This is a genomic window from Chryseobacterium sp. C39-AII1 (assembly GCF_039672645.1).
In the GTDB taxonomy this organism is placed as follows: Bacteria; Bacteroidota; Bacteroidia; order Flavobacteriales; family Weeksellaceae; genus Chryseobacterium.
In genome coordinates, this window is sequence record NZ_JBDFPQ010000002.1 from 226,985 (window position 1) to 240,139 (window position 13,155).

Annotated in this window: 13 protein-coding genes; 6 read left to right on the plus strand and 7 right to left on the minus strand. The window is 34.8% G+C overall.

Features of this window, described 5'->3' with window-relative positions; genetic code table 11:
• Positions 1 to 36: 36 nt before the first annotated feature.
• Positions 37 to 2,052: an ATP-dependent zinc metalloprotease FtsH gene (gene ftsH, locus ABEG63_RS03855; RefSeq protein ID WP_346583121.1), complete on the minus strand. Its 2,016-nt coding sequence runs from the start codon at positions 2,050 to 2,052 to the stop codon at positions 37 to 39.
• A 15-nt stretch (positions 2,053 to 2,067) separates the two neighbouring features.
• Positions 2,068 to 2,433 carry a ribosome silencing factor gene (gene rsfS, locus ABEG63_RS03860; RefSeq protein WP_267405710.1) on the minus strand — a complete coding sequence of 122 codons (366 nt, stop codon included), beginning with the start codon at positions 2,431 to 2,433 and terminating at the stop codon, positions 2,068 to 2,070.
• A gap of 86 nt (positions 2,434 to 2,519) precedes the next feature.
• Between rsfS and ABEG63_RS03865 the strand changes: the two genes are divergently transcribed.
• Entirely contained in the window at positions 2,520 to 3,236 is a 717-nt protein-coding gene (locus ABEG63_RS03865; RefSeq protein WP_267405711.1) for a biotin--[acetyl-CoA-carboxylase] ligase, read from the plus strand.
• Here the strand turns inward: ABEG63_RS03865 and ABEG63_RS03870 are convergent.
• The 4 genes from ABEG63_RS03870 to ABEG63_RS03885 form a co-directional block, all read right to left on the minus strand.
• Positions 3,230 to 4,342, minus strand: coding sequence for an LptF/LptG family permease (locus ABEG63_RS03870; RefSeq protein WP_267405714.1), 1,113 nt, complete (start codon positions 4,340 to 4,342; stop codon positions 3,230 to 3,232). The two genes, ABEG63_RS03865 and ABEG63_RS03870, sit on opposite strands and share 7 nt — an antisense overlap.
• Before the next feature lie 92 nt (positions 4,343 to 4,434).
• Positions 4,435 to 5,568, minus strand: a complete 1,134-nt coding sequence (tgt, locus tag ABEG63_RS03875; RefSeq protein WP_267405716.1) for a tRNA guanosine(34) transglycosylase Tgt — start codon at positions 5,566 to 5,568, stop codon at positions 4,435 to 4,437.
• 5 nt (positions 5,569 to 5,573) lie between these two features.
• Entirely contained in the window at positions 5,574 to 5,945 is a 372-nt protein-coding gene (locus tag ABEG63_RS03880; protein WP_312389549.1) for a DUF4296 domain-containing protein, read from the minus strand.
• On the minus strand, positions 5,942 to 6,658 hold the full coding sequence (locus ABEG63_RS03885; protein ID WP_346583122.1) for a polyprenol monophosphomannose synthase: 717 nt from the start codon (positions 6,656 to 6,658) through the stop codon (positions 5,942 to 5,944). Before ABEG63_RS03885 ends, ABEG63_RS03880 begins: the two co-directional genes overlap by 4 nt.
• A 174-nt stretch (positions 6,659 to 6,832) precedes the next feature.
• Between ABEG63_RS03885 and ABEG63_RS03890 the strand changes: the two genes are divergently transcribed.
• From ABEG63_RS03890 to ABEG63_RS03905, 4 genes are all read left to right on the plus strand, one after another.
• Positions 6,833 to 7,402, plus strand: coding sequence for a DUF4271 domain-containing protein (locus ABEG63_RS03890; RefSeq protein WP_312389553.1), 570 nt, complete (start codon positions 6,833 to 6,835; stop codon positions 7,400 to 7,402).
• A 12-nt stretch (positions 7,403 to 7,414) separates the two neighbouring features.
• Positions 7,415 to 8,155 carry a uroporphyrinogen-III synthase gene (locus tag ABEG63_RS03895; RefSeq protein ID WP_312389589.1) on the plus strand — a complete coding sequence of 247 codons (741 nt, stop codon included), beginning with the start codon at positions 7,415 to 7,417 and terminating at the stop codon, positions 8,153 to 8,155.
• Between the two features lie 162 nt (positions 8,156 to 8,317).
• Positions 8,318 to 10,369, plus strand: a complete 2,052-nt coding sequence (locus ABEG63_RS03900; RefSeq protein WP_346583123.1) for a S9 family peptidase — start codon at positions 8,318 to 8,320, stop codon at positions 10,367 to 10,369.
• Positions 10,362 to 10,712: a hypothetical protein gene (locus ABEG63_RS03905; RefSeq protein WP_267405726.1), complete on the plus strand. Its 351-nt coding sequence runs from the start codon at positions 10,362 to 10,364 to the stop codon at positions 10,710 to 10,712. The genes ABEG63_RS03900 and ABEG63_RS03905 overlap by 8 nt, the downstream gene beginning before the upstream one ends.
• Positions 10,713 to 10,822: 110 nt before the next feature.
• Here ABEG63_RS03905 and ABEG63_RS03910 read toward each other — a convergent pair whose 3' ends face one another.
• On the minus strand, positions 10,823 to 11,308 hold the full coding sequence (locus ABEG63_RS03910; RefSeq protein WP_346583125.1) for an SRPBCC domain-containing protein: 486 nt from the start codon (positions 11,306 to 11,308) through the stop codon (positions 10,823 to 10,825).
• Between the two features lie 206 nt (positions 11,309 to 11,514).
• On the opposite strand from ABEG63_RS03910, the gene ABEG63_RS03915 reads away from it, so the two are divergent.
• Entirely contained in the window at positions 11,515 to 13,062 is a 1,548-nt protein-coding gene (locus tag ABEG63_RS03915; RefSeq protein WP_267406739.1) for a HAMP domain-containing sensor histidine kinase, read from the plus strand.
• The last annotated feature ends 93 nt before the right edge of the window (positions 13,063 to 13,155 follow it).

Below are 13,155 nucleotides of genomic sequence, written 5' to 3' on the forward strand. Positions count from 1 at the left end.
TGTCAGGTTTTATATGGTTTAATTTCTTTATAAAAATTACAGTTGAGTTGGGCTTTCAGGCGCCTGAATTTCGCTATCCTCTACTTTATCTTTTATAATAATTTCTTCTGTTGGTTCCTTTGCCTCAGGAATAGTATTGGTAACTGGTTTCTCTGTTAATTCAGGATCCCAAGCTCTTTTTCCAAATATTTCTTCCAAATCTTCACGGAAAATAACTTCTTTTTCTAAAAGCTTATTCGCCAACGCATCAAGCTTATCTTTATTCTCAGTTAAAATCTGAATAGCTCTGTCATACTGATCGCTTACAAATTGTTTAATCTCAGCATCAATAAGCTCAGCCGTTTTTTCAGAATATGGTTTTGAGAAAGAATAATCTGCCTGACCTGAGCTATCATAGTAAGAAACGTGTCCTACTTTTTCGCTCAATCCGTAGATCGTAACCATTGAATTTGCCTGTTTGAAAGCTCTTTCAAGGTCATTCTGTGCTCCTGTAGAATAGTTACCTAATGCTACCTGCTCTGCCGCTCTACCTCCTAAAAGAGAACACATTTCGTCTAATAACTGTTCTGTTGTAGTGATTTGTCTTTCCTCAGGTAAGTACCATGCAGCTCCTAGAGAACGACCTCTTGGTACGATAGTTACCTTCAATAGCGGAGAAGCATGCTCTGTAAGCCAAGAAACTGTTGCGTGTCCTGCCTCGTGGTATGCAATTCTTTTCTTTTCAGAAGGTTTAATTGCTTTATTTTTCTTCTCAAGACCACCGATGATTCTGTCTACAGCATCAAGGAAATCTTGTTTCACTACAAATTCATGACTGTTCCTAGCTGCAATAAGTGCCGCTTCGTTACATAGATTAGCAATATCTGCACCACTGAAACCAGGAGTTTGTTTTGCAAGGAAATCTCTGTCAACGCTGTCATCAAGCTTGATTTTCTTTAAGTGAACATCAAGAATCTGTCTTCTTTCATGTAATTCCGGAAGGTCTACATAAATTGAACGGTCAAAACGTCCTGCTCTCATCAAAGCTTTATCTAAGATATCTGCTCTGTTGGTTGCTGCCATTACAATTACGTTGGTATCTGTTCCGAAACCATCCATTTCTGTAAGAAGCTGGTTCAATGTATTTTCTCTTTCGTCGTTTCCGCCAGAGAAATTGTTTTTACCTCTTGCACGTCCAATTGCATCAATCTCATCAATAAAGATAATTGCAGGAGATTTAGCTTTAGCCTGAGCAAAAAGATCTCTAACTCTTGAAGCACCTACCCCAACAAACATTTCTACGAAATCTGAACCTGAAAGTGAGAAGAATGGAACTTTAGCTTCACCCGCTACCGCCTTCGCCAATAACGTTTTACCTGTTCCCGGAGGCCCTACCAAAAGTACACCTTTAGGAATTTTACCTCCCAGTTTTGTATATTTTTCTGAGTTTTTCAAGAAATCTACCACTTCCTGAACCTCTTCTTTAGCACCTTCCAAACCTGCAACATCCTTAAATGTTACCTGAATTCTTTCTTTTTCGTCGAAAAGTTTAGCCTTAGATTTTCCGATTGAGAAAATTTGTCCGCCAGGACCTCCTCCACCGCCCATCTTTCTGAAAAGAAGGAAATAGAAAATTCCTAAAATTGCGATCCAGATGAATGCTGAAACCAAAATATCCATGAAAGGGCTTTTCCCCGCACCATAATCTTTGGTTGTTTTAATAACAGGATTCGTTGCCTTTACCTGATCAAATTTTTGAAGGAAAAGCTGAAGATCTCCGTATTTTACAGTGTAATCTGCTTTTGGAGTTACGGCAAATGCTGAAAACGGATCATTTTCTTTGGCTTTTTTGTTCACCATTTCCGTTTTAGCAGCTTGAGTTAAAAAAACATCAGCCTTTTCAGTGTCTTTATATATTAAAATGTTCTGAACTTTCCCGGCTTGCATGACTTTGAAAAACTCGTCCTCGTCTATAGATTTTGCACTGCTATCGCCGAAAAAATTCGGGATAAAAAATAGCAAAAGAGCTATGATCGCAATCGGAAAAAACCAGTTAAATCCTTTATTGTTCATTGATACTTTTTATAATTATACATTTTCTATTCTTGTGATTTCTGCATCTCCCCAAAGTTCTTCAATATCATAATATTCACGAGTTTCTTTTTGGAAAATATGCACCACCACAGAAACGTAATCTACCAGAACCCACATAGAATTCTCAGTTCCTTCTACGTGCCAAGGTCTGTCTTTAAGATCGTTTCTTACTTTTTTCTCAACGTTACCTGCTAATGCAGACACCTGAGTGTTTGAGTTTCCGCTACAAATTACGAATGTTTCCGCTACAGAATTTTCAATTTTTGAAAGATCAAAAATCATAATATCTTCCCCTTTTACATCTTGGATTGCCTCAACAATTTTATCTATTAGCGCTTGCTTTTCTGCTGTTTTGTTCATTAAAATATCTATAATCTGCAAATTTATTGTTTTTTCTTTACTTTAGCCTTATTTTTAACCCTTTAAAAGTCTTAAAGTTTTCTTAAATGCCCCATTTATTCTATTTAAAAGAGTGTTCTTCTACTAATGACGAAATATCTAAGTTTTTACTTTATGAAAATTCAGATTTTATCGGTTTACATACTTTCAACCAAACAAAAGGTCGCGGACAATATGGAAATACCTGGTCTTTCAATGCTGAAAAAAATTTAGCGTATACGTTAGCGGCAAAAATCGAGAATTTTACGTGCTCTGATTTTATGTTCAATTATTATACCGCAATTGTGATAAGGGATTTCCTTGCCAATTTGACTGATAATGACGTGAAAATAAAGTGGCCAAATGATATTATCCTTAAAAATAAAAAAATCGTCGGAATTTTAATAGAAAAGAAAAAAATAAATCAAAATAATTATTTCATCATTGGAGCAGGCTTTAATATTCTTCAGGAAAAATTTGAGGAAGTTTCTAACGCTGGTTCGCTTTTAACCCAAACAGGAATCGAATTTGACTTAAATGAAACCACTGAAAAGCTTCAGAATTATTTGGTTGAAAAACTACAAAATATTCCTTCTGATGAAGAAATCATGAAACTTTTTAATCAACATTTATTCAGAAAAGATCAGGTTTCCGTCTTTGAATTAGACAAAAAGCGACAAAATGGCATCATAAAACATGCTGACGAAAAAGGAGAACTTTGGATTGATTTGGAAAATGATGGTTTACAGTCTTTTTATCACAAAGAAATAAAACTTCTTTACTGATTGGCTCTCTTCAAATATAAAACAAGCGCAATCGGGAAGAAAATCATATTGGGCAACCACATCGCCGTTAATGGCGTTAAACTTTTATTCTCGGAAACAACTTTTAATGCTTCAAAAGAAAATACAAAAACGAAAGCCAAAGAAATACCTACCGCAAGGTTAATCCCCAGCCCGCCACGCTTCTTCTGAGATGCTAATGAAAGGGCTAAAAACGTAAGAATAACAATTGAAACAGGCATTGAAGTTCTTTGATGAAGCTCGTTCAGGTAAGAATTCAGGTTACCGTTTCCTTTATTTTTTTCGCGTTCGATGAATTTTATAAGTTCAGGAGTCGTTTTATTTTGTCCCAACAATTCATTCGGAAATAACTCTTCCGGCGCGTGACCATAACTTTTTCTTAACTCATAGTTATTCGCCAGCTTTTGAGAATCATCTTTATTGATCGTTTTTTCCGTATAATTATTTAAAATAAATTGTTTTTTAGCCTGATCCCAAGAAACCTCCGATGCTTTTAATTCATAAAGCAATCTTCTGTCTTTATCAAACTTTTGGAAAACGAAACCAGTTCCTCTACGCTCTTTTTTATTCCATGAGTTTACGAAAATATATTCCGTTTTACTTAACTGAGCAGAAGCCGGCGCGGTTCCTAAAATTTTCTCTTTATTGGTTGAGTTATAGGTATATGCTTCGAGTGCGTTTTTTTTGATATTCGCCCACGGCAAAACCATATGATTGACAGTAAGAGAAATCAGTGCAATAAAAACCGAAGTAATTAAGTAAGGTCTCGCAAACCTGTGAAAACTTGCTCCGGAACTGATAATCGCGACAATCTCCGTATTATTTGCCATTCTGGAGGTAAAATAAATCACCGAAATAAAAACCAAAATCGAAAGGAATGTTACGATAAGATTCAAAATCCAGAATGGATAAAAATGAATCAAAAAGTACATTAAATCCATTTTTGGATCTAATGCTTTTGCGTTTTCAATTCTCGGAATTTTTTGCTGAACATCAATCACCAAAACAACAATAGACAGCAATATCAGCATGAAACTAAATGTTCCAAGATACTTTTTAATGATATATTTGTCTACAATCTTTAGCATTGCTGCGTTTTTTTCTTAATTATTACAATAGGATTTGCATCCTATTCTGATGTAAGTCGTCCCTTCGGGACTCCCCAGAACTCTTTATATTTTTAAAGCCTTTGTCTAAGCACAGGAACCACAGAATTTTTCCATTCGTAGAAATCTCCTGCTAAAATATGTTCTCTTGCAACTTTCACCAAATCTAAATAGAAAGCCAAGTTATGAATAGAAGCGATTTGTTTCGCCAAATATTCTTTAGAGACAAATAAATGTCTCAAATAAGCTTTCGAATACTCTCTGTCTACGAAACTTGTACCAAATTCGTCAAGTGGCGAAAAATCTTTCTTCCACTTTTCGTTTTTCATATTCATAACGCCTTGCCAAGTGAAAAGCATTGCATTTCTTGCATTTCTTGTCGGCATTACACAATCCATCATATCGATTCCCAACCCGATAGATTCCAAAATATTCCACGGTGTTCCTACCCCCATTAAATATCTTGGTTTTTCTTTAGGCAAAATATCGGTTACTTCGTCGGTAATTCTGTACATTTCTTCTTCAGGTTCCCCTACGGAAAGTCCGCCAATGGCATTTCCTTCAGCTCCTGCTTCAGAAATAACTTCCGCAGAAATTTTTCTTAAATCTGAATATGTTGAACCCTGAACAATAGGAAAAAGTCTTTGTTTGTGACCGTAGATTTCAGGATTATTTTCCGTCCATTCGATACATCTTTTTAGCCAACGATGCGTAAGTTCCATCGAAGATTTGGCCTGATTATATTCGCAAGGATAAGGCGTACATTCGTCAAAAGCCATGAAAATATCAGCTCCGATCTGTCTTTGGATTTCCATAGATTTTTCCGGAGAGAACATGTGATAACTTCCGTCGATATGAGATTTGAATCTCGCTCCTTCTTCGGTCATTTTTCGGCTGCTTGCCAATGAAAACACCTGAAAACCTCCTGAATCCGTAAGAATAGGAAGATCCCAATTCATAAATTTATGCAAACCTCCCGCATCCTGCATGGTTTCCATACCGGGACGAAGGTAAAGGTGATACGTATTACCCAAAATAATCTGGGCTTTTATGTCTTCTTTTAATTCTCTTTGGTGAACTGTTTTTACACTCGCTACAGTTCCTACAGGCATAAAAATAGGCGTTTGAATTTTACCGTGATCTGTGGTAATTTCTCCTGCTCTTGCCTTTCCCTCAGAGGTTTTTTCTATCGTAAAAAACTTTTGCATCATAACTAATTTTCCAAATTCGGCGGATTTACTCCGTTATTCTTGGCTTTATCCTGAATATATTTTTCCGCTTTTGGATCTTTTTTTAATAATAATTTTTGTGCTTCTTCCGTAATTCCTTTCATTTTCTGCTTCAGCACATAATATTTAAAACTTTCTGTAAAATCTGCCGGTTTTACATTGTATGTTTTCAAAACATATCTCGTTCCGGCTTCCATATTGGTATTCTGAAAATTAATACTCGCCTGATCGTTGATCGACAAGTCTGCCAATATTTCTGCCATTGTATCTTCCGGAACCAGATTTTTAGGCTTATCAATATAATCTGTACATGAAAATACAAACATCAAAACAAAAAGTAAGATCAGTTTTTTCATAATTTATTGATTATTGATTTCCATTTTAAATTCAGAACGCCAAAAACGGCTTCATGAATAATACCTCCGTTCATTTTGCTTTCACCCAAAATTCTGTTGGTAAAGATAATAGGAACTTCTGTAATCTTGAAACCTTTCTTAAAAGCTCGGAATTTCATCTCAATCTGGAAACCGTATCCTTTTAATTTCACATTATCCAAGCCTATTTCTTCCAAAACTTTTTTTGAAAAACAAACGAAACCTGCCGTTGTATCATGAATTGGTAATCCCAAAACAAATCTCACATATTTTGACGCAAAATAAGAAAGTAAAACCCTTCCCATTGGCCAATTTACAACATTTACTCCTTTTGAATAACGTGAACCAATGGCCATATCTGCATTCAGACAAGCTTCATATAATTTCGGCAAATCGTTGGGATTGTGTGAGAAATCGGCATCCATCTCGAAAATATAATCGTATTCGTTTTCAAGAGCCCATTTAAACCCATGAATGTATGCCTTTCCCAAACCATCTTTTATATGCCTGATCGACAGGTGTAAATGATGAGGGAATCTTTTTTGCAAATCTCTCACAACTTCTGCGGTACCATCCGGAGAAGTATCATCCACAACCAAAACATGAAAGTTTTCTTCCAACGCAAAAACCGCGGAAATAATATTTTCAATATTTTCCTTTTCGTTATAAGTTGGGATAATGACCAGTTTTTTCATTTCAGTTTGCAAAGATAGTTTATTTAACCTTTTTATTTTATACAAAATATTCTATAATTTTGCAAAAAAATTCCTTTGCCGCTATCACAAAACTTCACAAATCATGTAAGAATACCTGAGAACAACGATTGGGTAATCTTTATATTGCTTGGATGCATCTTTTTATTCATTTTTATGATGAATATTGTAGAGCGAGATGCCAACCTGAAAGATTTTCTGCTTCAAAAATATTTTGATGCCAGCAATAACCTTCCCAGTTGGATTATCACTTCGTGTGTAACAGCACTCACCTTGTCTGTTTTAATTTCGCAATACATTCCTGTAGTTCCGAAATTTGTAGCAGATATTCATCCTTTTGGCTACGAATTGAATAAATTTGGATTTACTTTAACTGCCGTCGTACTTTTTTATTTATTAAAATCCGGTTTAGGCTTTTTATTTTACCAAAGTATTGGCGACGGAAAAAAATGGAGTATTTTTTACTTTACCTCTACAAAATTTTATTTCATCCTGTCTTTTTTGTTGATAATATTATGTGTAACCCACTATTATTTCCCGATAGACAGAAATGAAATGTTTTTATATTATTTATACTTTACTGCTTTTGTGTTTATTTTTAAGATTTTTTTCTATTTATTTCACAAGAACAAGATCTTACCCGAAAAATGGTATTATAAATTTTTGTATATTTGCACCCTCCAAATTGCACCTCTTATGTTGCTTTGGAAATTATTATTTTTTTAATAAAAGTCAATGATGAGAATAAAGTCTATATTGGTATCACAACCATCGCCTAGCGAGTCGTCTCCATACCTGGAAATAGCGAAGAAGGAAAAAATAAAGATTGATTTCCGTCCTTTCATCCACGTCGAAGGAGTTGACAACAAAGAATTGAGAACACAGAAGATTGATCTTACGCAGTACACGGGTATTATCTTTACCAGTAAAAATGCGATAGACCATTACTTTAGATTAGCAGAAGAATTGCGCTTTGCCGTTCCGGATACCATGAGGTATATCTGCCAGTCGGAAGCGATTGCGAATTATCTTCAGAAGCATATTGTTTACAGAAAAAGAAAGATCAGCTTTGGGGAGAAAAACTTCGCAGATCTGGCTCCACTTTTCAAAAAATTCCCTTCGGAGAAGTACCTTTTACCATCTTCAGACGTGTTGAGTCCGGATATTGTAAGAACGTTAGACGCAGCAAATATCGACTGGACAAGAGCGATCATGTACAGAACGGTTTGTAGTGATTTAACAGACATTACTATTAAAGATTACGATATGTTGATCTTCTTCAGTCCACAAGGAATTAAATCTCTACAACAGAATTTCCCGGATTTTACACAGGGAGAAACTAAGATCGGCGTATTTGGAGCAACCACTTCGGCAGCAGCGGAAGAAGCAGGATTGAAGGTAGATTTAATGGCTCCTACAAAGGAAACTCCGTCTATGACTATGGCTCTTGAAAAATATATTAAAGCTTTACACAAGTAAAATTTAATACGAAAACATATAATAACCGTCTTTTCAACAAAGGAAAGATGGTTTTTTTTTAATTAAATTTGAACAAAATTTAATATTGGCTAAAATGTTCTTAAATTCCGACCAGATTATGTAAAGACATTTTAAAAATATAAAAAGAATCAAAATATTCGAATGAAAGCTCCACAGGCAAAAAAAATAGAAAAAATACTCGAAATACACGGAGATAAAAGAACTGACAATTATTTCTGGCTGAACGAAAGAGAAAACCCTGAAGTAACAAAATATCTAGAAGAAGAAAATGCGTATGCAGATTTCGTAATGAAAGATACAGAGCAGCTTCAGGAAGATCTTTTCGAGGAAATGAAGGCACGATACAAAAAAGATGATGAATCTCTACCCTATTTCTTTAACGAATATTGGTATATCGTACGCTATGAAGAAGGAAAAGAATACCCTATTTTTTGCAGAAAATACCAAAGCTTAGATAACGAAGAGGAAATTATTCTCGACGTAAATATGTTAGCAGAAGGACACGAATATTTCGAAGTGGGAAGCGTTGCCGTTTCACCCAATAATCAGCTGACTTCATTTTCAACAGATAATGTAAGTCGAAGAATTTACACCATCAATTTTAAGGATTTAAAAACAGGCGAAATTCTTTCCGATAAAATCGAAAACACCACAGGAAAAGCAGTTTGGGCTAATGATAACGAACACATTTTTTACATTAGAAAAGATGAAAGTTTAAGAGCTTTTCAGGTTTACAGACATCAATTGGGAACAGATTCTTCGGAAGATGTTTTAATCTTCCATGAAAAAGACGATACTTTTGACGTAAATGTTTTCAAGACCAAATCGCTGGAATATATTTTCCTTGCAAGTTCGAGTACGATTTCAGATGAGCACAGATTTATCCCTTCAGATAATGTTTTTGCCGAATGGACGATCATTCAGCCAAGAATTGATGATCTGGAATATTCTGTAGAACATTACGAAGATGAGTTTTATATCATCACCAATGCAGACGACGCCTTCAATTTTAAAATCGTAAAAGCTAAAATTGATAACTGCGGAATGGAAAATTGGGTAGATGTGATCCCTCACCGCCCTGAAGTTTTGTTGGAAGGCTTCGAGATTTTTAAAAATTATTTGGTTCTTGAAGAAAGAGAGGAAGGCTTGCTTCAGATTAAAATTATTGACGAAAAAACTCAGGAATCTCACTATTTACCTTTTTCAGATCCAACGTATACTGCTTATATTGGGTTAAACCTTGAGTTTGATACGGAAGTTTTACGCTATGGCTATACTTCTTTAACACAGCCTAGTTCTACCTACGAATATAATATGAAAGAAAAAACCACAAAACTTCTGAAACAACAGGAAGTTTTGGGCGGAAAGTTTTTTGCAGAAAATTATATTTCGGAAAGAATTTGGGCAGATTCAAGAGATGGTGAAGCGAAAGTTCCAATTTCTTTGGTATATCATAAAGACACAAAAAAATCTGCAGATACTCCTCTACTTTTATATGGTTATGGAAGCTATGGTCACACTGTTGATGCTAGCTTTTCTAATGTGAGACTGTCAATTTTAGACAGAGGATTTATTTATGCAATTGCTCACATTAGAGGTGGTGAATATTTGGGAAGAGAATGGTATGAAGACGGAAAAATGTTGTTTAAGAAAAATACATTCTTCGATTTTATTGATGCTGGAAAATATTTAATTAAAGAAAATTATACTTCTTCAAAACATTTATACGCAATGGGCGGAAGCGCCGGAGGATTATTGGTTGGAGCCGTAATGAACTACGAACCTGCTTTATTCAACGGAATTGTAGCACAAGTTCCTTTCGTAGACGTTGTTTCAACAATGTTGGATGAAACTATTCCTTTAACCACCGGAGAATACGACGAATGGGGAAATCCGAATGACGAAGAATATTATCATTATATGAAAGAATATTCGCCTTACGATAATGTAGAAGCGAAAGAGTATCCGAATACCTTAATTACAACGGGATTACACGATTCTCAGGTTCAATATTGGGAACCCGCAAAATGGACAGCGAAATTGAGAGAATTGAAAACAGATGATAATATTTTGATTTTCAAAACCGATATGAGTGCAGGACATGGCGGAGCAAGCGGAAGATTTGAATCTCTGAAGGAAGATGCGTTGGAATATGCATTTTTATTAAAATTAGAAGATAGAAAAGATGATTAACGAAGCAGAATACTGGCAAAAAGTACAACAATTTTTCATCGAAAATTTTGATACTGAAAAAGATGCACCGATTGAAACGTATTTGTTTTTAATCGGGCTTCAGGAATTGGGAAGCGGCCAGCAAAAATATACGAAAGACGATAAAGTAAACCTCCTTCATATCGCAGTTTGTAGATTGCTGGAGCCTTTTGGATATTATAAATTTTCGCATTATGACAATGATGGATATCCACATTGGGAAGAGCTTGAACCACTCCCGGAATTAAAACCGAATGAACAGCAAATTTTAATGAAAAAAGCGATCATTCAGTATTTTCAGGATGAAGAATTGATTGGAGAATAAAATAATTTAAAAATGGAAAGTAAGGTTTTTACTTTCCATTTTTTATGATTTTTATTAAAATTGATAAAATATCGTTTTAAAAATTTTCAAATTATTTCATTTTCAAATTCTCAAATTAAAATCTCTTCTAGCTGATTCAGTCCCATTTTAAAACCTTCTTCAAAGCCCATTTCCAGCAATTGTGTCATTGCTTCGTGTGACTGAAAATGAATGTTGACGGTAACTTTTGTCCCTTCTTCCACGCCAGTAAAACCAAACAGCCACTTAGCTTCCGGAAAATAAGGATTTGCATTTCCGTTTTCATCGCAAAAAGTATCTGTTCCGTCGAAGCTTCTGTGCTCAATGATTTCACCATATTTTACCTTTGCAAAATGCCTTTCACCTTCCGGACCAACCATTGAATACAACCAAACCCCACCTTCTTTGAATTCCTGACTTTTAGTTTCGCATTTCCAGGGTTTGGGAGCCCACCATTCATCTAATAATTCAGATTGGGTGAAATAATTCCATACTTTTGAGACATCAGCATGATAAATTTTCATAACATACACGCTGTTCGAATCAAAATCTTTGTTAAAAATGATATCAGATTCCATATTACTATTTTGTTTAAAACAAAGCTAAACCTTTATTCTTTCACAGGACTTTTCTAATGACAAGTATTTTAAAATTTATAAATAAATGTTAAAAAACACAGTTTTAAGAAAAATTACACAATTTTTTGGCTCGTTTTTTGTTTATCAAGTCTTAAAATAATTAATTTTAACATTCACTTTTTTAAAAAACTTATAAATTAAAGTAAATGAATAATAAATTCATCCCAATAATTTCGGTGTTTATGACGATCTCACTGATTGTTTTTGTTACGCTCCAATTTTATTGGCTGAAACGTTATTATGGTGCTCTTGAACAGGATTTCTCCAACAAAGTGTATTCAGCACTCGAAAATGTGTCTAAAAATATTGAGGAAATTGAAGTCGATCAGTATTTAGATAAAAACTTCAAGGGACTGAGAAAAAATGTTCTTGCCAGCAGCAAACAACCTTCTTTAACGACGATTCAACAAGTAGAAGACTCCGGAACACAGAGGCAGATCATCTACGCAAAAAATATCATCGAAAAAAACCAGCTTCCGATCTCGCAAAAAGGAGATTCTATAAAATGGACTACCCTTTACACCGATGAAGCTGCCTACAAAGTAAAAAGAGATACTACTAACCGCGAACTCATGACCGCCGAGCTTAATAGAGATATTGAAAACGGCGATTACACGATGAAAGAGTTTGCCAAAGTGTATGGAAACAATTTACCCATCACCAGAAGAGTAGATCCTGTGGTGCTGGATTCTGTCATTTCTAAAGAATTAAAAATCAGAGGAATATCTGCTTCATTCGGTTATGGAGTTACAGATAAGAATAACAAACTCACGACGATTGCCGATAAAATTTACAAGGATAAAAAAGATAACAACACTTATACCTATCCTCTTTTCACAGACAGTAAAGAGCGTACTTTGTATACTTTAGCATTAGTTTTTCCGAAAAAAGAATATTCTTTGGCAATGAACAACTGGCCAATGTTGCTTGGAACCTTCCTTTCTTTATTAACGATTCTGGGAATTTATATTATTTCCATTAATTATATGATGAGGCAGAAAAAACTGGCAGAGGTAAAGACCGATTTCATCAACAATATGTCTCACGAGTTTAAAACGCCATTGGCAACCATTTCTGTGGCGACCGACTCTTTGGCAAACGATAAAATTGCGACCAATCCAGATAAGGTTAAATATTATTCTGAATTGATAAAGCAGGAAAATTTAAGGATGAAAAAGCAAGTGGAAAATGTTCTCAACATGTCGAAACTGGAACGAAATGAGGTGAATTTATTCTTAAAAGAAACCAACGTTCGAGAATTGATCCGAAAAACAGTAGAATCTTTTAATCTGATCGTTCAACAAAGAAATGGGTCGTTAACGCAGGAATTCAATGCAACAAACTACACTTTTAAAATAGACGAATTCCACATCTCGAATATGCTGGTAAACTTATTGGATAACGCCAATAAATACTCTCCGGAAGCGCCTGAAATCAGTATTAAAACGAGCAATGAAGGAAACTTTTATGTGCTTGAAATTTCAGACAAAGGAATGGGAATGGAAACCCAAAATAAAACAAAGATTTTCGAAAAATTCTTCAGAGAAGAAACCGGAAATATTCACAATGTAAAAGGACAGGGCTTAGGATTGTCTTATGTGAAGAAAATCGTGGATCTTCACAAAGGACAAATAATTGTGGATTCCAACAAAGGAAAAGGAAGTACGTTTACGATCAAGCTTCCGATGAGTTAAGATGTTTAAAATAAAAATATAAACCAAATTACAAAATATACTAGAATTGAGTGAAGCAATTCATTCGCAATTGTTAATTATTAATTGTTAAAA

Excerpts from the sequence above, each read along its gene's own strand:
- ftsH (WP_346583121.1), bottom strand. The coding sequence starts at position 2,052 with ATGAACAATAAAGGATTTAACTGGTTTTTTCCGATTGCGATCATAGCT.
- rsfS (WP_267405710.1), bottom strand. The coding sequence starts at position 2,433 with ATGAACAAAACAGCAGAAAAGCAAGCGCTAATAGATAAAATTGTTGAG.
- ABEG63_RS03865 (WP_267405711.1), top strand. The coding sequence starts at position 2,520 with ATGCCCCATTTATTCTATTTAAAAGAGTGTTCTTCTACTAATGACGAA.
- ABEG63_RS03870 (WP_267405714.1), bottom strand. The coding sequence starts at position 4,342 with ATGCTAAAGATTGTAGACAAATATATCATTAAAAAGTATCTTGGAACA.
- tgt (WP_267405716.1), bottom strand. The coding sequence starts at position 5,568 with ATGCAAAAGTTTTTTACGATAGAAAAAACCTCTGAGGGAAAGGCAAGA.
- ABEG63_RS03880 (WP_312389549.1), bottom strand. The coding sequence starts at position 5,945 with ATGAAAAAACTGATCTTACTTTTTGTTTTGATGTTTGTATTTTCATGT.
- ABEG63_RS03885 (WP_346583122.1), bottom strand. The coding sequence starts at position 6,658 with ATGAAAAAACTGGTCATTATCCCAACTTATAACGAAAAGGAAAATATT.
- ABEG63_RS03890 (WP_312389553.1), top strand. The coding sequence starts at position 6,833 with ATGATGAATATTGTAGAGCGAGATGCCAACCTGAAAGATTTTCTGCTT.
- ABEG63_RS03895 (WP_312389589.1), top strand. The coding sequence starts at position 7,415 with ATGAGAATAAAGTCTATATTGGTATCACAACCATCGCCTAGCGAGTCG.
- ABEG63_RS03900 (WP_346583123.1), top strand. The coding sequence starts at position 8,318 with ATGAAAGCTCCACAGGCAAAAAAAATAGAAAAAATACTCGAAATACAC.
- ABEG63_RS03905 (WP_267405726.1), top strand. The coding sequence starts at position 10,362 with ATGATTAACGAAGCAGAATACTGGCAAAAAGTACAACAATTTTTCATC.
- ABEG63_RS03910 (WP_346583125.1), bottom strand. The coding sequence starts at position 11,308 with ATGGAATCTGATATCATTTTTAACAAAGATTTTGATTCGAACAGCGTG.
- ABEG63_RS03915 (WP_267406739.1), top strand. The coding sequence starts at position 11,515 with ATGAATAATAAATTCATCCCAATAATTTCGGTGTTTATGACGATCTCA.